Source organism: Anaerotruncus sp. DFI.9.16 (genome assembly GCF_024461615.1).
Taxonomy (GTDB): Bacteria; Bacillota; Clostridia; order Oscillospirales; family Ruminococcaceae; genus Anaerotruncus; species Anaerotruncus massiliensis.
Genome location: NZ_JANFZX010000059.1, coordinates 1 through 16,793, shown reverse-complemented (window position 1 = coordinate 16,793; position 16,793 = coordinate 1). Strand labels below are relative to the sequence as shown.

The window sequence follows — 16,793 nt, the reverse complement described above, 5'->3', positions numbered from 1 at the left end:
CCCCATTTCTTGTCCGTACAAGAAATGGGGCCGCCCGCCGGGGCGGGACCCGGCAGCTCCGCCGCTCCCCGAGTGGACAATCTAAGGCCGCTGTCGGTCGACTACCGACAAGCGTCGCTCAATGAGCGGACAATCTAAAACCGCCGTCGGTCGACCACCGACAACCTCCGCCGCTCGATGAGCGGCAAAAACAAAAAGGAAGTGCTGCAATGGAAAACTGGCTCGCGCGCACCGCGCTGCTGATCGGGGAGGAGAACACCGCGCGCCTGGCGGGCGCGCGGGGAGCAGTGCTCGGGCTCGGGGGCGTCGGCTCGGCGGCGGCGGAGGCGCTCTGCCGCGCGGGGGTCGGACACCTGCTGCTCGTCGACCACGACACGGTGGACGAGACGAACCTCAACCGTCAGCTCGTGGCGACCCGCGACGCGGTCGGAATGCGCAAGGCGGACGCCGAGCTGCGCCGACTGGGTTCAATCCGCCCCGCGGGGGATTTTACCGCCGCGTACGAATTCTACCTGCCGGACAACAGCGGCTTTCTCTTTGACTGGAGACCCGATTTCGTGCTCGACTGCATCGACACGGTGACCGCCAAGCTGCATCTCGCGGAGGCCTGCGCCCGGCGCGGGGTCCCGCTCTACATGTGCCTGGGCACAGGCAACCGGCTCGACCCCGGCGCGCTGCGCATCGGCGACATCGCGGACACGGCCGGCTGCGGCTGCGGGCTCGCGCGGGTGATGCGCCGGGAGCTGAAACGGCGCGGCGTGGCCCGCCAGACGGTGCTCTATTCGGTCGAGGAGCCCGCCAAAGCCGTCTGCCCCGGGGAGCACGGAAGGCACGCGCCGGGAAGCATCGCGTTCGTGCCGCCCGCAGCCGGGTTCCTGCTCGCCTCCCGGGCGGTCCGCGACCTGCTGGGGCTTTAGAGGAAACAAAAAACGGGTGTCTTCCAAAACTCTGGAAGGCGCCCGTTCTTTACATGTAAAAACCCCGCCGTATCGATGTCCTGCCAGCTGTAAACCCCCGTCGTTAGACAAGAGTGGGTACGCCCGATCGCGTGTTTCCAGCTCCCTTCGTCCCATCGTGAGATGGGGAGGTCTGCACTCCGCACGCGGAAAGGAACTCCCAAAGTACAGTTGTTGGAGTATAAAGGGCAGAACTGTCGGGTACGGCAGGGAGTTACGGCATTAGTTTTCCCCGTCCTCGCCGCCGGTAAACTCGAAGCTGTCGGACAGGCGCTCCATAAAGATCGCCGCGACCTGATCGAACTCGGCCTCGTCCTCGATCGCCTCAAGGAACTCCTCCTCGCCCTCCATGACCGATTTGAGGATCACCAGCTCGCCGTCGTCCTCGCAGTCGCAGTCCTCTTCGCCGCAGTCCGCGACCAGCGCCACATAGTGCTGCTCGCCGAGCTCGAGGGTGTCGACGATCTCGAATTCATGCTCGTGGCCCTCGTCGTCAACCAGCGTGATCAGATCGGCGCCGAACTCTTCGTTAGCCATAGAAACCGTTCTCCTTTTCCGGGGGTGGATTCCCCCTCAAAAATCGGGCGGAAGGCCCGGTTGTCATCCCTGTTTGATAACATGATAATCCATTGGGAAGCAAATGTCAAATGGTTTTCATTGTGTACAAGTTGTATATATTTTCTTTTCAATCTTGAAAAAATCATATTGACATTTCCCAACAAATTGCTTATAATGTAGATACAGAAGAGAGGAACATGATACCAATATCCATAGAAAGGCGGTGGTTCCGATGTACGATGAAGCACACAGTTTCTCATTTGCATTGAGGGACTGTTCGCCCAAGGGCAGGCTTTCCTAGGAGCAGTTTTCAGGACAGCTGCAATCACAGTTTCTGTCGATTTTCAAAGATGATCCGGAGTAAAATCTGTAAATCTGAAAACAACTTGAATTTGGTGCTTGTGAGAGATCCCTTCAGGGAATCCCGAAAGGAAGATGCTCAATCGTAAGAGGCGAGTTTATTCCGCGCAAGACGAATAATCTGTGATTCCAGGTCCCAATCGTAAAACGGGTTTACCGCACGCATCCTATCAAAGCAACCGCACCAGGCAAAATCCCACCGGCGCCGCCGGGGTCGAGTGAAGGGCTTCGGAAACGCCGGCAATGTGAATGATTCGACCTACAATCAAATAACGTTCAGTCCAGGGAACCCAGGCATTGTTGCAGGCATCCTTTACGGTTGAGCAGCAAAGGGTCATATTCCAGAACTGAGCATGGATTCTACGTCATCGAACTGCATAAGGGCAATCAAAACCGGATCGTAAAGAAGGTCCAAAAGCTGTGATCGTAACCGCAGCGAATGTTTTCGAGTGTTACTTGCATATAGATGTACGAGGTTCCAACAGAGCGGCAGGCCACGGCCCGCCACGGCCGAAAGAGGCTGTGGGAAGGGATCGCGGCAGGACGCATGTCAAAAAAATCAAGCGGCGCCGGTAATCATCGGCGCCGCTTTTGCATGCCCCGCGGCCTTGCCCGCTATTCATTGCCAAAACGTAAACTTACTATGAATATCCTGCAGGGAGATTGATTTTGGCGGATTATGTGGTAAAATATGAAGAGCAATCCATGTCCTTCGGAAGATCTGTATAAAACCATGGAGGTAACATCATTATGAAAAAAATCGCCCTGCTGCTCTGCGTGGTTCTGATGCTTTCCACGCTGATGGTTGGCTGCAAAAAATCGGAGGAGCCCTCCCCCGAGTCCGGCGCCCCGTCCGGGGAGACCAGCGGACCGGAAAGCATGCCGGAAACCGCTGCCGAGATCTACGCCCACAACATGGAGATCGATGAATCCGCCATCGACCTGGTCCAGTTCAACACGCCGGAGGCCGGTTCCCCCATCGCGACCATCAAAACGTCCCTCGGCGACATCAAGATGGTGCTCTTCCCCAAGGAGGCCCCCAAGGCTGTTGAGAACTTCCAGGCCCTCGTGGAAAAGGGCTATTACAACGGACTGAAAGTCTACAGCGCCGTGCCGAGCGTCCACGTCGCGACCGGCGATCCCGACAACAACGGCAGCGGCGGCGAAAGCGCCTCGGGCGAGCCGTTTGAGGACGAGTACAGCCTCAACCTCTGGCACTTCAACGGCGCCGTCGCCATGGATAACGGCGGCACCCCCGGCCAGAACGGCAGCCGCTTCTTCATCGTCCAGAACTCCCGCATCACCGATGAGCTCGGCGACAAGATGTTCGACGGCGGCTTCCCCGAGAAGGTCATCCAGAAGTACCTCGAAGTCGGCGGCGTGCCCAATTACGACGCGCGCGACACCGTCTTCGGCCAGGTCATCGAGGGCATGGACGTCGTTGAGAAGATCGCGGCCGTCCCCACCGACGCGGACCACAAGCCCGTCGAGGACGTCGTGATCACCTCCGTCGAGCTCGGCACCCTCTGATCGCAGACAGAAACTGAGCGCGGGACGCCAACGCGTCCCGCGTTTTTATGTAAAGGAGACGCTTCTCATGAACCATGTCAAACGCATCGCGGCGCTCGCGCTCGCGCTGGCGCTCGTCCTTTCCCTCGCCGCCTGCGGCGGCTCCAAGACCCGGAAGGTCACCGATTTCCTCACGGAAAAGATGCCCGGCGAGTACGCCGAGGCCACCAAGGCGACCACCGTCACCGACGCGTCCGACGGCTCCTTCAACGTCGAGCTGACGATCGACCTGCCCTCCGGCGGCGCGTCCGACGAGGACATGTTCGATACGATCGCCTTTGAGGCCAGCTACCTCATCGACGAGGTCTTTGCCGAGCCCCCCTACCCGCTCAACTTCAAAATTCACTTCCTCAAGGACGGCGCGGACTTCGGCGACATCGAGCGGGCGCACGACAACCCCGTCTTCTACCGCACCTACCAGGGGACGACCGATACCTTCCAGTTCCAGATGTGAGGCCGGGGGCCGCCGCTCGGGGAGCGGCGGAGCTTGCCGGCAAGCCCCCGGTACCGTATCGGAAGTGCATCCGGAGAGGTACGCGCTCCCGCGTAAGCCGCAATAAAAAGAGACCGCCGGCGGCGGTCTCTTTTTTGTCTGCGCGGGAAAGGCGCCTGATGCATCTTGGCTCCGGCTACCCCACGATCTTGTAGCCGTTGGTGAGGTCGCCGAGGTCGACGCAGTATTTGCGGTAGTCTTCGGGGTGCACGAGCACCCGGACGGTGCGGCGGCCCTCCAGCAGGGAGGCGGGGTTGAACCACAGGCCCTCGCTGCGGAAGTTGTAGATTGTTCGGGTGGCGGAGTCGGTATAGTGGCAGTGCACCACATAGGGGTGCCTGCCGTTCATCGCCACCGAGGTCTGAAGCCCGCAGCCATCGTAATCCGCGTTGAGCGCGCGGCCGTTTTCGAGCAGCCAGCGGCGCAGGCGCGCCTTGCGCGCGAGCACCGCGAGACCGATGATGCCCACGAGCAGGAAGGTCAGCCCCACCAGCCCGAAGGCCAGCAGGAAAATGATCCCGTCCGGCGCGGTGAAGCCGACGCCCAGGCCGATCGCGAGGAACACCGCGCCGAACGCCGTGAAAAAGCCGAAGAACGCCTTCAGGAAGCTCGCCGGATTCCGGAACATACGGGTCCCTCCTTAGTTCTGCGCGCGGTAGTAGTTGATGAGGCAGCCCGCGAGGATGATGTCCCGCTCGTCGTCGGTCAAATCGCCGAGCGTGAGGGTGAAGGGCTTCGTCCCCTCCTTGGTGAAGGCGTAGGCGGTGATCTCCGCCTGCTTCTCCGCGACCGCGCGGCGGATGTTGGGGATGAAGACCGCATCATATTTCGCGAAGGGCGGCTCGCCGGAAACCACGAAGGGCAGCATGCCCCAGTTGATGAGGTTGGAGCGGTAGCGCTTGGTGGCGTACTCCCGGGCGATGTTGGCCCAGCCGCCCAGCACCTTCTGGCAGGAGGCGGCCTGCTCGCGCGCCGAACCGTCTCCCGGCTTGACCGCGTAGACAAGGGAGCCGCAGCCGATCGTCCCGCCGTCGACCTCCTGGAAGCCGTCGATCGCGCGGATCCTGTGGATCGGACAGTCGGGCGACCGGTCGTCGAAGGCGGTGCCCTTCTCGCGGCGGAGCGTCTCCCACTTCTGGGAGTTCTTCGCGGCCCCGACGTACGCCGGGTCCTTGCGGGAGAGGGTGAATTCCGCCAGCTTGAGCGGGTTGGAGCGGTAGGAGGAGGTCTCGCCCGACGGAATCAGCTCGTCGGTGGTGGTGACCGGGTCGGTGATGAAGGCGTCCACGTCGAGCAGCAGGTGCTCGGTCAGCGGGGACATTTCCGGCCAGTCGGCGATGTTCGGGCCGAACTTGAGGGGCAGCTCGGGCTGCGCGCGGCCCACGCCGTCATAGACGCGGTTGTCGTAGACCTCGCCGTGGAAGACGTACTTGGGCTTGGTGAAGTCGATATCGAGGTCGGTGGCCGGGGTGAGGACGCCGTGGTTGAGCGCAGTGGCCGCGATCGAGCGCGCGTCCATCAGCGCGACCGACGCGATCTGGCCGTTCCCCGGCTTGGAGCCCTCGCGGTTGGGGAAGTTGCGGGTGCTGTGGCGGATCGAGAGGCCGCCGTTGGCGGGCACGTCACCCGCGCCGAAGCAGGGGCCGCAGAAGGCGGTGCGCACCGTGGCGCCCGTCTGCATGAGCTTTGCGATCGCGCCGTTCTCCACGAGGCTGATGAAGACCGGCTGGCTCGACGGGTAGACCGACAGCGAAAACTCGTCGGCGCCGATCGAATGGCCCGCCAGGATATCCGCAGCGTCGCAGATGTTGTCGTAGGTGCCGCCCGCGCAACCGGCGATGACCCCCTGGTCGACGAGCAGACGGCCGTCCTTCACCTTGTCGCGCAGGGTGAAATGAATGGCGGGGTTGTCGATCGACTTGGCGCCCTCCCGTTCCACCTCGGCGAGGATGTCCATGAGGTTGGCGTTCAATTCGTCGATCTCATAGGCGTTGGAGGGGTGGAAGGGCATCGCGATCATCGGCTTGACGGTCGAGAGGTCGACGTAGACGACCCCGTCGTAATAGGCCGCGTCGCCCGGGGCGAGCCGTTTATACGCCTCTTTGCGGCCGTGGATTTCAAAGTAGTCCTCCACCTGTCCGTCGGTCGCCCACACGGAGGAGAGGCAGGTCGTCTCGGTGGTCATGACGTCAATGCCGTTGCGGTATTCGACGTTCAGGTTGGCGATGCCGTCGCCGATGAACTCCATGACCTTGTTCTTCACATAGCCCTTCTTGAACACCGCGCCGATGATCGCCAGCGCGACGTCCTGCGGGCCGACCCCTCTGTGGGGCCTGCCGGTCAGGTAGACGGCGACCACCTGCGGGCGTTTGATGTCATAGGTGCGGCAGAGCAGCTGCTTGACGAGCTCGGGGCCGCCCTCGCCGATCGCCATCGTGCCGAGCGCGCCGTAGCGCGTGTGGCTGTCCGAGCCGAGGATCATCTTTCCGCAGCCGCTCATCATCTCGCGCATGTACTGGTGGATGACCGCCTGGTGGGCCGGGACGTAGATGCCGCCGTACTTCTTGGCGGCGGAGAGCCCGAACATGTGGTCGTCCTCGTTGATCGTGCCGCCCACCGCGCAGAGGGAATTGTGGCAGTTGGTGAGCACGTAGGGCAGCGGGAACCTCTCGAGCCCCGACGCGCGCGCCGTCTGGACAATGCCCACGTAGGTGATGTCGTGGGAGGCCATCGCGTCGAATTTGATCCTCAGATCATCCATATTGCCGCTCGTGTTGTGCGCCTCAAGGATCGAATACGCGATCGTCCGCTTGCGCGCCTCCTCCTTCGGGACGGCCCTGCCCATCGCCGCCAGCGCTTCGGCGGCATGTCCGTCGTCGGGGATCAGCTTGCCGTCCGCATAATATGCCCCGGTTTCGTAAAGTTTTATCATGAAATTACCTCCTGTATATTTTCTCAATCAACCGCGCGCGTCATCGGCGGCGGAACAGGTTCTGTCCCTCATTTTAACACATCAAAGCCGCCCGCGCAATGAATAAGCGGTGTACAATCCTGCCAATCCTACTGGGTAGACAGGGGGGATTTCCTTTGCGGGAAGAAAACAAATGGCGCTCCTTTTTGCTGGCGTTCACGCTGACGCTCATGCTGCTCGCCTTCATCATGGTGCTGACGGTCATGGCGGTGCAGCCGTCGATGCCCCGCCAGAACAGCCGCGACGACCCGCCCGAGATCTCCTACCGGCCGGTGGCCGGCGACGCGCTGACCATGGTGGTCGTCGGCAGGGCGCAGGACGGGAGCGCCGGCGATTTCCTCCTCATCCGCTTCAATCCCCAGTACGGGCAGGTGCCCCTCGCGATGCTTCCCCCCGAGACGCTCGTGACCCTCGGCGGCGAACGCCTCACCCTCTCGGAGGCGTGGGAGCGCGGGGGCGGCGTCTCCGTCCGCGAGGCGCTCTCCGAGCGTCTGGGCATCACCGTCGACCGGTACGCCGCCCTCTCGCGCGACATCTTCATCCGCATCGCGCAGAAGACGGGCACCGTCGTCTTCACCCTCCCCTACGCGATCTCCTATGAACGGGACGGCTACTCGATCAACATCCCCGCCGGGGAACGCCGCCTCGACGCGCAGGACGTGGCCGACGTCTTTTCCTGCCCCGTCTTCGAGGGCGGCGCGCTCGGCAAAAGCGAGCTGCTCGGGGACCTCGCGGCCGCCATCGTCAACCAGAACCTCGACGCGGCCGGCGAAAAGCTCTCCTCCGGGCTCTTCAAGCTCGCGGTCAACCTCGTGGACACCGACGTCTCCGCCGCCGACTACGAATTGCGCCGCGACGCCGCCGATTTCATCTCCCGGCTCGACACCGACGTTTCGGGCAGCCTCGCGCCCGCGGGCACGCTGCTCGAGGGGGGCGAGCTCGAGCTTTCCGAGGATTATGTCTCGCTCATCCGCAGGTATTTCGGCGCGGCGGCATAGGCGGGGCGGGCGGGAAACCGGGAGGTGGCAAACCGCCTCCCGGGCGCGGGGAGACCGCTCCCGCGCCGCCGTCCGGCGGGTCCGGACGGCGTTTCCCGCCCCCGCGTTCCCCGCGCGCCGGGATGGCAAAATTTTGGCGAAAACGGGTTGACAAGCCGCAGGCGTTATGATAGAATAAAGTTCGTCGCTATGGAGGATGTTACATCTGCTGGTGTAGCTCAGTTGGTAGAGCAGCTGATTTGTAATCAGCAGGTCGGGGGTTCAAGTCCGTCCACCAGCTCCACCGCTTTTCCACAGCGCGCAACTGAATATGGAGGAGTTCCCGAGTGGCCAAAGGGGGCAGACTGTAAATCTGTTGTCAGTGACTTCGGTGGTTCGAATCCACCCTCCTCCACCAAAGCAGAGCCAGACGAACCGAGAGGTCGCCTGGCTCTGCTCCTATCTCTGCAATCTATATGGTCGGCGGAGTCTTCGTTTTGGTCTGTCCGCTCGACGCGGAAGAATAAAAAAGAGGCTACTGCACAGGATTGTTCCTGCGCGGTAGCCTCTTTGTGTTTTTTCATAGCCATAACGGATTTCGTTATAATCTACCAAAATCCAGCGAGATTCTAAAATCGTTGTTAGAATCTACCGTAAAGGAGCATGGCTATGATTAGGATTTTACTGTCCACCCGGCTTGGCGAGCGGAGGTGGTCACAAGCTGACCTTGCAAGGGCAACAGGCATTCGACCTTCGACGATCAATGACCTGTACCATGAGATCGCAGAAAGGGTAAACCTGGAGCATCTGGATCTTATTTGTGAGGCGCTGGGGTGTGAGCTGTCAGACCTGATGATCCGAGAGGAAAACAAGGAGACCAGAGTCAAGACGCGCACCGGCGCGGATATACATAGCAAGCGTTAAGCCTGCTCCGAGGCCTCGGGCGTTCATTCGCCCGGGGCCTTTTCTTATATCTCCTCGCCGTCCTGTGTGACAAAACGGATTTCGACTGTGCAGCCGAGCGCAGCCGCCAACTCCGTGATGTCTTTTTCAGTAAAGTTCCCGCGCGTCATTTTGTTGGACAGGTTTTGCCGCGTCTGCCCTGACGCCTCAGCCAGATCGCCCATCGTTATTTTCTGCCTTTTCATGATCAGGCGAATCTTTTCGGCAACAGAGAGCCCCATACTCTCACCTCCTCACTCGTACTATACACTAAAATGTGTCGCTTGTCAAAAACTTTTTTACGATTTCCACGAAAAAATGTAAAATAACCGTTGACAAGTGACACGAATTAGTGTAATATAGTTCTTGTAAGGGAGAGGAACAAACCTCTCCGGAAAGGAGGACAGACCGATGGACAAAGCAAAAAAAGAAGCCCTGCAAGAGCTTCTGAGGTTGCTGGCTGATAACCCCGATTTAGCCGACCGGATTACAATCACCATCAAACCTAACAGCAAGCCCCAGCAGGGCGAACGCCAAGAGACCTAACCCCGGCGCGAGGGGGAGCGGGAAAGCTCCCCTCCCCCTCAGTATAAAGCACCGAGTGTGAAAATACAAGGAGGAACGCAAAATGATGATGTCCGAGTTTATCGACCGCACCGGCTTCGAGCCGACCGCCAAAGAGTACGCCAAGATCGAAGAAGCCTATTACGACTTCGATGGTGACAAGGACGCCTTTTGTAAGGCTTTCGTCAAGGACGGCGGGGCGCGGAAGCTCTGCAAGGCCAGAGCCGCCGAGATCGACCGCCTGAACAGCCTGCTTCTGGAGAGCGAGCGGCAGTACAAGAAGGATATTACCGACCGCGAAAAGCGGATCGACGAGCTGACCGCCGAGCTGGACCGTGAGCTTGAATGGAAGCCCAGCGATGGTGCCGGCACGAACATGGAGCAGAAGCGTTACGAAGAGCTTGCCAAATACGGCAAGGCGATGACCGACGAGGAGGCCAAGGCGTTTATCGCTGACGAGTGCGGCTTCGATCCCGAGAAGATCCGCATTCTGCACGAGGTCAACACCTACGAGGTCAACAAGCACCGCCGCCTTCGCAAGTCCGGCACCTTCGACCGCGCGCCTGTGTACGAATCCACCGACTGGAACTACGTCCGCTTTGACTGCGCCTGCCTCATGTATGAGCTGGTCAACGGCGAACTCCGGTTCTACTGCTGCTGAGAAAGGAGATGCCCCATGACTATCAAAACTCTGGAATATATCCACGCTCTCTTGATTGAAAAAGAGCAGCAGGCCAACGAGGTCTACAAAAATTCCCGCAAGCTCCAGCACGAATACGAAGAATCCGAAACCGCGTCGAAAGACCTGATTAAGCGCCAGACCGAAGCCGCCGACGGATATATGCACGAACACATCGCCGCCGCTAATGCGTTGGAGGACTTTGAGAGCCAGGAGTGGTAAGCACCAATTTCACGCCGCCCGCCCCGGAGGTTACGAGGGCAAAGGAGGATATCATGCACATCATCAGCTTTGCCATTAAGCAGGCCGGACAGACAATCGGCAATACCCCTATCCGAGAGCAGGCAGTTGGGGCGGCCAAAGCCCGCGCCCAGCAGACGCGATTCCCTGTTTCCGTAATTGCCCACTGTGACACTGGCAAGGAGATAGAGGTCATCTTCCACCCTGACGGCACCAGCGAACGGATTAGAAAATAATCGGCGCCGCCTGACCTATCGGGCCTACGGGGAGAAAGGACACGACCATGAACAAAATCCGCCGCAAGAATTTGCAGAGCATCATCGACCAGCTGGAGGAGCTGAAAGGCAGCCTCGAAGACCTCCAGGCTGAGGAGGAAGAGTACCGCGACAATATCCCTGAGAATATGCAGGAGAGCGAACGATACGAAAAGGCAGACGAGGCCTGCGACAACCTTTCCGAAGCCGTGGATAACCTGGAGGAAGTCATCAGCAGCATCGAAGCTGCCATTGAGTAAGAGACGCGAGCATGAGGAAAATTACCGTCTTCGACTTTTGTAGTCAGATCGGCGCGGCCAGTGAGGAAATTCCCGTTGTGGTGAAAGCCGGTATGAGGGAAATCGGCCGCTTCCGTAGCTTATACAAGATCCCGGCGCAAGCGATGCCGGGAGTGCTGGAAGCCAAAATCACCTATGTTACCATGGGGCGCGAAGAAATCATCATCCAGGTCGCATTGAAAGACTACAACACCAAGCTGTAACTGCATGACTGGCTGACCTATCGGCGCGACGGGGAGAAAGAGTATCGCAATGGAAAAGAAAGATTTGACCTTTACATTTGACCCCAATGATTTGGGCAGTATGTGCGAGCTGATGGACAAGTATGGCGATAGCGACACGATGTTCATGGGCGTCAATACCGAATTTGAGGAAACGGAGATTTCCATCTTTCCCGATAAGATCGTCTATGCGACCTATCAGCACAACGGCTGGAAGCGCGAGAATGTTTACTGGCGCGATGGTACTCGCGAAGAAACATTTAAAGGCCGCTGGAAGTCCAGAAATTAACATGAGGAGGTACACCATGGAGAACAGGTTTTGGACGGTCACCTATCGCAATCGTGACAACGACCAGCGGATCACCGCCGCCGTATTCGCGGCAGATCAGCGGCAGGCGCAGGAAAAGGCTCAAGACGATGGCCGGATCGACGACCGCGAGGTGTGGGAAATCGAGAGCGTCGAGCCACACGAGGAAACGCTGGCGCGGATTCTCGTTGCTGAATTCAGCAAGAAGCAGCAGGGCGGGCATTTTGCCTGCCCCCGCTGCGGGAAGATGACGATGGACGCGGAGAGCGTCACGCGCAACGCTCTAAGCCGAAGGGCCACGGTCTATATCTGTGATGCCTGCGGAATGCAGGAGGCCTTGGAGGACATGATGGACAGCATAACTCCGCTGACCGCATGGGCTCTCGTCGCCGCACCAGAAAACTGGCGCATGGAGGAAGGAGGCAGTGAGTGTGAAGCGTGACGACGAGCTGATGTTCTACACAGAGTGCTGGCGGGAACTGCGAAGCTTTCTATCAGAGGTCGTGCGGGATAACACAGGCGAATATCCTTTCGCGCAGGATGTCTTGAATCTGATGCGCAGTATCGAACGGAAATACGAGGGGTGCTGATATGAGTAAATCTTGGACGCCCGAGGAGCTGGCTGCTGCCAGTGCCGCGATGAAAGCGGAGGGTCACATGAGCTACGAGGAGTTCTGTGCCGCGCCAGTGTTACGGCTGGAACACAGAGGCCGCGACAGCTGGGATCGCCCCGTCTACGAGTGCGACGGTCAGCTCTATGTCGATGTCGACCCGCGCCGGAGCAGACCGGCAGACATCTGCACGAAGCAGGGCAACGCCTTTGACGGCGAGCCCTGCGACCCTGTGCCGGAGGGAACGATCATTGAGTTCGTTCCGGAGCGGGACACATGGGATTTTTGAAAGGAAAGCGCAGCGGCCACGCGCAAGCACCTCTCTCGCCGCCGTAGGCGAGTTGCAACACCACCTTTGTGGCGTGGGAGGGTAGACGCCCACCCAAATGCGAAAAACGCTCCTACGCCCCCGTAAACGCGAAAGCGCCGGAAAACAGAAAAAGCCCCCTCGACAGGACGGTGAAATCCTGCGAGGGGGCTTTCGTTGTGTGGGCGGTATTCAGATGGCGGGGCTGTCAATGCTGCCATTGTCCTCCGTGTCGGTCCGGAAGTTGTTTGCCTTGGCTGCCTCAAAGGTGATCCCGCCGCGCTTGTGGTCGGACTTCGCAAGCGAGAGGTAGCCGTTTGCTCCGGCGATGATGATTGCCTCGCCAACGCCGGTGGCGGCAGTAAGCCATGCAGCTGCGGCGGTATAGCCGCTTTTGATACACAGATACATGAGGAACAGGCATTCTTGAACGATCAGCAGACCGGCCAGCATCGCCAGCAAGCACACGACCTTGCTCCATTCGACCTTGCGCTTCTTCGCGGCTCTGCGCTTGCGCCTTGCCATCAGCTCAGCCCAAACTTCTGGGCGAAGCGGTAGAGGACGGTTGCGAATTGCTCGCGGGTCAGGAAGTCCTGCCACATGAAATTCGCCTCGCCGTTGGGGAGCTTGCTGCCGCCGACCAGCAGGCCGGTTTCCTCAACGAACTTTCGGCCGTCCGCGCTGAAATTGCCGCAGTCATTGTCCTGCAATTCCGCGCGGTAGGCGTTCATGGCGACCTTGAACATTTCGTTGAATTTGTCCTGAGTGATCTCTGCCATTTCTTCTTCCTCCTTTACGAGCGACCAGTCCGGAGTACCGTAGCCGCCGATTTGCGCATAGTTGATCGAATAGCTTTTGTTGCGCACCATGCCGCCGTTCGGAACGACGCCGGGGGCGCTGGAGGTATTCCCTTCGATGGTATATACCCTGCCGCCGGACACCTTCTCGACGAGGCCGGTGTGATACATGGATTTTCCCCCGTCTTTGGTGAAGAAAATCTGATCCCCCGGCTGGGGGTTGCTCTTGTGGAAACGGCCGACCGCACGATAATAGCCTGCCGACTGAGTGCAGCCGGCGCCGTACCCGCCCATCGGCTGATTCGTCATCTTCATGGCGACGCCAAGACCGAAGGTCGTGATATAGCACCAATCAACGAACATATCGCACCAGGCGTAGCCGTTTTTCGGGAAGTTGTAGACGCCGAGGCCGTCGAGAAATGCGGCATACTTCGTCCAGTTCCCGCTACCGGCGTTGGCAGTCTTGTCTTCCAGCTGGGAGTTGGTGGCCTTTTCGATGTAGCCGATCTCGGCTCTGGCCGTGGCGATCACTCGCTCAATAGCGGTCATGGGTCATTCCTCCTTCGGGGCGTCGGGGGCTTCATCAGTCTTTTCCTCCGGCAGCGCGGCCGGTGTCTGATCTGTGCCGGGCGTTGCGGTCAGCAGCATATCTTTCAGCTTGCCAATCACATCAACGGCATAGGCCGTGAATGCCGCCAGCATGACCAGCGACACCGCTGTCATCAGATTCACGGTTTGGCCGCTCACCTCCACCACCATCAGATCAGGGTTGAGGTACCCGGCGAAGTAGACCGCAATCAGCGCCAGAGCGATCACGCCGCCCTTGATGCAGCCGTTGCGGAACTTTACCAGATCCCATTCGCAGGCGATAATGGCGTTGATGGAGCCGAGGGCGATATTGGCGGCGATCAGAAGCACCAGTCCGACGGCCAGCCGGATACTTGCCATATCCAGAAAATTCACGGTGACTCCTCCTTATTGCAAAAAGTCGTTGCTGTCCAAGCACCGGCGATATATCGTCTTGATCCGGTCACTGGTCAGCTCTGTTACATTGTTTTCAAACTCCGGGTGATCCTCGCAGTATCGTTCATAGGCAGCGATGTCCCGGAGCGTTTGGTCGAAATGATCTTTGGTGTGGCGCTCGCCGTGGAGGCATTCATCGCCAAAGCGTAGAATGCGCGCCCGGCAGTTGACGGCCTTTTCCTCGGCCATGCCAGACCGAACGCACTGCAGCTCGCTTTCGAGCTTTCCGACCTTCTCCAAGACCTCGCTGTTGATAGCGCGCCCGAAAGCCTTTGCTATTGCAGACCACGGATTGATTTTGATGGGGGCGAGCTGGAGCAGCGTCAGCAGCACAAACAGCGCACTTCCCCCACCAAACAAAATCTCCTTGAGCGTCATCTCTCAATCCTCCTCTGCGCGTGATAAGAAGGGCAGCCCCCGCAAAGGAGCTGCCCTCCGTATCAATGCCGTGGTCAGACGGTGACTTCGAGATCTGCCAGGATCTCCTCGACCTGCTTCCGAATCAGGCTCGGAACCTGGTCGATGGTCTTCTTGCCCTTGACAATCAGGGTCGCGTAGACAACTGCCATAACTGCTACCTCCTTTCCCATCAGAATGTATAAAAGAAGGAGCCGAAGGCTTTTCATAAGCCCTCAGCTCCATTCTTGCTATTTTCGAGGATTTCCCGGACGCCTGCTCGCAGCTGGTCGGGAACTTCCTCAATCGTCTTTTTTCCTTTGCGGATCAGGTCTGCGTAGACCTTCACCATGTAATTGCTCGCCATCAGTTACGCGCCTCCTGTTGTAGATGTCACGGCGACGATCTGTTCGTAGACATCGCATAGCGCCATCTGCGTATCGGTGACCTGCCCCTCAAGGCTCGTCACCTTTTCCGTCAATGCCGCCTTGTCAGTCTCCAGGTCGGCTACCTGCTGCTGCAGGGAGGGGATCGTCTTACCCTCCGCCTCGTGCAGCTTGGCTTGCGCCAGATAACCGGCATAGTTGCCGAGGATGTCTTCACTCAGGCCGTCGTACATATTCAGCTCCAGGTGATATTCGTCGTACACCCACCCGCTGATGGTCAGCTCGTCCCGCTTTTCCTCAAACGGCTCGGCGTTCTCATAGAAGCGTACCAGGGCTACCCCCGGCTTATTAGGCTGCTCCTCCAGCGAGAAAGCGTTGCTGGGCGCGTTGTCGCCTCTTACTCTCATTTCGCACGACCTCCTTCAGATGTTTTACTCCAATCAGGTCAATGTACTTCACCCGAATTGTATGACTATTGCAGTGCTTCAGTTGCCCGGCGCGGCTCAGCAGCCCGGAGGCCTGGGCGAACATGATAGGCTTTCCGGCGTCAAGCCGCTTTTTGACGCGGCGGCATTGCCGGGTGAAGCGCAGGAAATTCCGCTTGCGCAGAATGACATGAGTGCGGGAAAAGCGGTAGCCGACCGCGCTCACCATGCGCTTTGCCGTGGGATAGATCTGCCAGTTCGCTTTCATGGACAGGCCGAGCCGCTGCTGCATGAACGCGGCGATCAGCTTCCGCGCCTTGTGCAGCTGCTTCTTATTCGGCCCGAGCAGGGTGATGTTGTCCATGTAGCGGGTCATATACTTCACGCCCGGCAGCGTCATGATGTACTGGTCCAGAGGCTCCAGGTAGAAGTTTGCCAGCCATTGGCAGATGTAATACCCGATAGCCAGCCCGCCGCTGCAGGATTCGATGATGGAATAGACCGTCCGCAGAAAGCGCTTGTCCTTGATCTTCCGCGCAAGAGCCCAGATCAGGCGCTTGCCGGAGATGCTGGGGTAATACTGCGCGACGTCAAGCTCCGCGGCGTACTTCGTTCCCTTCGGGTCGTTGCGAAGCGCGCCGCGGATCATCTTGTGGATTCGCTTTCCACCACGTCCGGGGATCGACGCGCAGGACCACGGGTGCATCCCGCGCATAAGCACCGGCTTCATAGCCGTCACAAGCATCCATTGGATCACGCCGTCCGGCCAGAATGGGACCATCTTGATCTTACGGTGTTTCTCGCTGCTCTCATCATAGATCTCGCGGATCTTCGGCTCGGACGGTACAAAGCTCTCGGTTGCGACCAGCTCATAGGTCTTTTCGACATACCCGTCCAGGTCCGCCAACACAGGGGCGATGTCTTTACGACTCCGGCGCCCCTTTGCCGCCTCCTGAATGACAGCGCGAATGAAGTCCCGGTCAACCATCTTGTCGTAGAGATAGCCGACTCGTTTCGGCATAGGATTTTCCCTCCGTCCTTGTTTGCCTGCGAGGTTATTCGAGCCGAAGCCTACTAAACCCCGTCCTATGCGGCAATATTTTCACCAAGCGGTGAGGGAAAGCCTGCGCCAGTCAAAAGAAAAACAAGTAGTCGCGCGCCGACGTTCGAGTTCGTGTTCGACGAGGTGTTGTTCGCGTTGAAGTAGAAAAGGCCGGCATTGCCGCCATTGTTCCAGTTGCCACCCACAAAGAGGACACGCCAGCCAGAGTTGTAGTTGGCGTAGAAATCAAGCCCTCGGCGCATGGCGCAGACAGTCCCGGAGATAATTATACCTCCGGCCTGCCACGCATACGGAAAAACGGGAGAAAATAACAGAATACGTTATTTTCAAAAATCGTGTCGAGGGGGGGGGGGGGGGGGGGGGGGGGGGGGGGGGGGGGGGGGGGGGGGGGGGGG

28 protein-coding genes and 2 tRNA genes are annotated in these 16,793 nt (G+C 59.2%); 17 read left to right on the top strand and 13 right to left on the bottom strand.

All coding sequences use genetic code 11. From position 1 onward, the window contains the following. Positions 1–209 precede the first annotated feature (209 nt). Positions 210–917 carry a ThiF family adenylyltransferase gene (locus NE609_RS14780; protein WP_256152936.1) on the top strand — a complete coding sequence of 236 codons (708 nt, stop codon included), beginning with the start codon at positions 210–212 and terminating at the stop codon, positions 915–917. A gap of 261 nt (positions 918–1,178) precedes the next feature. Here the strand turns inward: NE609_RS14780 and NE609_RS14775 are convergent, their stop codons facing one another. Next, positions 1,179–1,493, bottom strand: coding sequence for a DUF1292 domain-containing protein (locus tag NE609_RS14775; RefSeq protein ID WP_121587636.1), 315 nt, complete (start codon positions 1,491–1,493; stop codon positions 1,179–1,181). Between the two features lie 1,131 nt (positions 1,494–2,624). Between NE609_RS14775 and NE609_RS14770 the strand changes: the two genes are divergently transcribed. Together NE609_RS14770 and NE609_RS14765 are read left to right on the top strand one after the other, a co-directional pair. Then, complete coding sequence (locus NE609_RS14770; RefSeq protein ID WP_256152935.1) at positions 2,625–3,404, top strand: peptidylprolyl isomerase; 780 nt, start codon at positions 2,625–2,627, stop codon at positions 3,402–3,404. 67 nt (positions 3,405–3,471) lie between these two features. After that, positions 3,472–3,897 carry a hypothetical protein gene (locus NE609_RS14765; protein WP_121587635.1) on the top strand — a complete coding sequence of 142 codons (426 nt, stop codon included), beginning with the start codon at positions 3,472–3,474 and terminating at the stop codon, positions 3,895–3,897. Positions 3,898–4,072: 175 nt separating this feature from the next. Here NE609_RS14765 and NE609_RS14760 read toward each other — a convergent pair whose 3' ends face one another. Both NE609_RS14760 and NE609_RS14755 read right to left on the bottom strand, forming a co-directional pair. Further along, entirely contained in the window at positions 4,073–4,564 is a 492-nt protein-coding gene (locus NE609_RS14760) for a hypothetical protein (protein ID WP_256152934.1), read from the bottom strand. Positions 4,565–4,576: 12 nt separating this feature from the next. Next, entirely contained in the window at positions 4,577–6,868 is a 2,292-nt protein-coding gene (locus tag NE609_RS14755) for a hydratase (protein ID WP_256152933.1), read from the bottom strand. Between the two features lie 155 nt (positions 6,869–7,023). Here NE609_RS14755 and NE609_RS14750 point away from each other — a divergent pair, with 155 nt between their 5' ends. The 4 genes from NE609_RS14750 to NE609_RS14735 all read left to right on the top strand — a co-directional run bounded on the left by NE609_RS14750 (position 7,024) and on the right by NE609_RS14735 (position 8,808). Next, complete coding sequence (locus NE609_RS14750; protein ID WP_121587632.1) at positions 7,024–7,905, top strand: LCP family protein; 882 nt, start codon at positions 7,024–7,026, stop codon at positions 7,903–7,905. A gap of 207 nt (positions 7,906–8,112) precedes the next feature. Beyond that, positions 8,113–8,188, top strand: a tRNA-Thr gene (locus NE609_RS14745). A gap of 29 nt (positions 8,189–8,217) precedes the next feature. Next, a tRNA-Tyr gene (locus tag NE609_RS14740) sits at positions 8,218–8,302 on the top strand. A 251-nt stretch (positions 8,303–8,553) separates the two neighbouring features. Continuing rightward, positions 8,554–8,808: a helix-turn-helix transcriptional regulator gene (locus tag NE609_RS14735; RefSeq protein ID WP_118358528.1), complete on the top strand. Its 255-nt coding sequence runs from the start codon at positions 8,554–8,556 to the stop codon at positions 8,806–8,808. A 44-nt stretch (positions 8,809–8,852) separates the two neighbouring features. Here NE609_RS14735 and NE609_RS14730 read toward each other — a convergent pair whose 3' ends face one another. Beyond that, positions 8,853–9,068 (bottom strand): helix-turn-helix transcriptional regulator, encoded by a 216-nt coding sequence (locus NE609_RS14730; RefSeq protein WP_118358530.1) that lies wholly within the window; start codon positions 9,066–9,068, stop codon positions 8,853–8,855. 169 nt (positions 9,069–9,237) lie between these two features. On the opposite strand from NE609_RS14730, the gene NE609_RS14725 reads away from it, so the two are divergent. The 10 genes from NE609_RS14725 to NE609_RS14680 all read left to right on the top strand — a co-directional run bounded on the left by NE609_RS14725 (position 9,238) and on the right by NE609_RS14680 (position 12,290). Next, positions 9,238–9,372, top strand: a complete 135-nt coding sequence (locus NE609_RS14725) for a hypothetical protein (RefSeq protein WP_256152932.1) — start codon at positions 9,238–9,240, stop codon at positions 9,370–9,372. 82 nt (positions 9,373–9,454) lie between these two features. Next, positions 9,455–10,051, top strand: a complete 597-nt coding sequence (locus tag NE609_RS14720) for a hypothetical protein (RefSeq protein WP_256152931.1) — start codon at positions 9,455–9,457, stop codon at positions 10,049–10,051. A 15-nt stretch (positions 10,052–10,066) separates the two neighbouring features. Continuing rightward, positions 10,067–10,291 (top strand): hypothetical protein, encoded by a 225-nt coding sequence (locus NE609_RS14715; RefSeq protein WP_256152930.1) that lies wholly within the window; start codon positions 10,067–10,069, stop codon positions 10,289–10,291. A gap of 53 nt (positions 10,292–10,344) precedes the next feature. Next, entirely contained in the window at positions 10,345–10,545 is a 201-nt protein-coding gene (locus tag NE609_RS14710; RefSeq protein ID WP_256152929.1) for a hypothetical protein, read from the top strand. Positions 10,546–10,592: 47 nt separating this feature from the next. Continuing rightward, positions 10,593–10,823 (top strand): hypothetical protein, encoded by a 231-nt coding sequence (locus tag NE609_RS14705; protein WP_118358536.1) that lies wholly within the window; start codon positions 10,593–10,595, stop codon positions 10,821–10,823. An 11-nt stretch (positions 10,824–10,834) separates the two neighbouring features. Then, positions 10,835–11,065: a hypothetical protein gene (locus NE609_RS14700; protein WP_256152928.1), complete on the top strand. Its 231-nt coding sequence runs from the start codon at positions 10,835–10,837 to the stop codon at positions 11,063–11,065. 49 nt (positions 11,066–11,114) lie between these two features. Next, positions 11,115–11,372: a hypothetical protein gene (locus NE609_RS14695; RefSeq protein ID WP_256152927.1), complete on the top strand. Its 258-nt coding sequence runs from the start codon at positions 11,115–11,117 to the stop codon at positions 11,370–11,372. Positions 11,373–11,388: 16 nt separating this feature from the next. Next, positions 11,389–11,832, top strand: a complete 444-nt coding sequence (locus tag NE609_RS14690) for a hypothetical protein (RefSeq protein ID WP_256152926.1) — start codon at positions 11,389–11,391, stop codon at positions 11,830–11,832. Continuing rightward, positions 11,816–11,980, top strand: coding sequence for a hypothetical protein (locus NE609_RS14685; RefSeq protein WP_256152925.1), 165 nt, complete (start codon positions 11,816–11,818; stop codon positions 11,978–11,980). The genes NE609_RS14690 and NE609_RS14685 overlap by 17 nt, the downstream gene beginning before the upstream one ends. Position 11,981: 1 nt before the next feature. After that, positions 11,982–12,290 carry a hypothetical protein gene (locus NE609_RS14680; protein WP_256152924.1) on the top strand — a complete coding sequence of 103 codons (309 nt, stop codon included), beginning with the start codon at positions 11,982–11,984 and terminating at the stop codon, positions 12,288–12,290. Positions 12,291–12,500: 210 nt separating this feature from the next. Here the strand turns inward: NE609_RS14680 and NE609_RS14675 are convergent, their stop codons facing one another. The 9 genes from NE609_RS14675 to NE609_RS14635 form a co-directional block, all read right to left on the bottom strand. Further along, positions 12,501–12,833 (bottom strand): hypothetical protein, encoded by a 333-nt coding sequence (locus NE609_RS14675; protein WP_256152923.1) that lies wholly within the window; start codon positions 12,831–12,833, stop codon positions 12,501–12,503. Continuing rightward, the gene (locus tag NE609_RS14670; RefSeq protein WP_256152922.1) at positions 12,833–13,654 is read right to left on the bottom strand and encodes a CHAP domain-containing protein; all 822 of its coding nucleotides are present in this window, start codon (positions 13,652–13,654) and stop codon (positions 12,833–12,835) included. Before NE609_RS14670 ends, NE609_RS14675 begins: the two co-directional genes overlap by 1 nt. A 3-nt stretch (positions 13,655–13,657) precedes the next feature. Then, positions 13,658–14,068: a hypothetical protein gene (locus tag NE609_RS14665; protein WP_187015422.1), complete on the bottom strand. Its 411-nt coding sequence runs from the start codon at positions 14,066–14,068 to the stop codon at positions 13,658–13,660. A 12-nt stretch (positions 14,069–14,080) separates the two neighbouring features. After that, a complete protein-coding gene (locus NE609_RS14660; protein ID WP_147574114.1) occupies positions 14,081–14,506 on the bottom strand; it encodes a hypothetical protein in 426 nt (141 codons plus the stop codon). A gap of 74 nt (positions 14,507–14,580) precedes the next feature. Then, entirely contained in the window at positions 14,581–14,697 is a 117-nt protein-coding gene (locus NE609_RS14655; protein ID WP_342982900.1) for a CD1375 family protein, read from the bottom strand. A 53-nt stretch (positions 14,698–14,750) separates the two neighbouring features. Further along, the gene (locus NE609_RS14650) at positions 14,751–14,891 is read right to left on the bottom strand and encodes a CD1375 family protein (protein ID WP_256152921.1); all 141 of its coding nucleotides are present in this window, start codon (positions 14,889–14,891) and stop codon (positions 14,751–14,753) included. Positions 14,892–14,894: 3 nt separating this feature from the next. Further along, on the bottom strand, positions 14,895–15,317 hold the full coding sequence (locus tag NE609_RS14645; protein WP_118729380.1) for a hypothetical protein: 423 nt from the start codon (positions 15,315–15,317) through the stop codon (positions 14,895–14,897). Further along, positions 15,259–16,356, bottom strand: a complete 1,098-nt coding sequence (locus tag NE609_RS14640; RefSeq protein ID WP_256152920.1) for an RNA-directed DNA polymerase — start codon at positions 16,354–16,356, stop codon at positions 15,259–15,261. Before NE609_RS14640 ends, NE609_RS14645 begins: the two co-directional genes overlap by 59 nt. Before the next feature lie 65 nt (positions 16,357–16,421). Next, positions 16,422–16,640: a hypothetical protein gene (locus tag NE609_RS14635; protein WP_118358560.1), complete on the bottom strand. Its 219-nt coding sequence runs from the start codon at positions 16,638–16,640 to the stop codon at positions 16,422–16,424. Between the last annotated feature and the right edge of the window lie 153 nt (positions 16,641–16,793).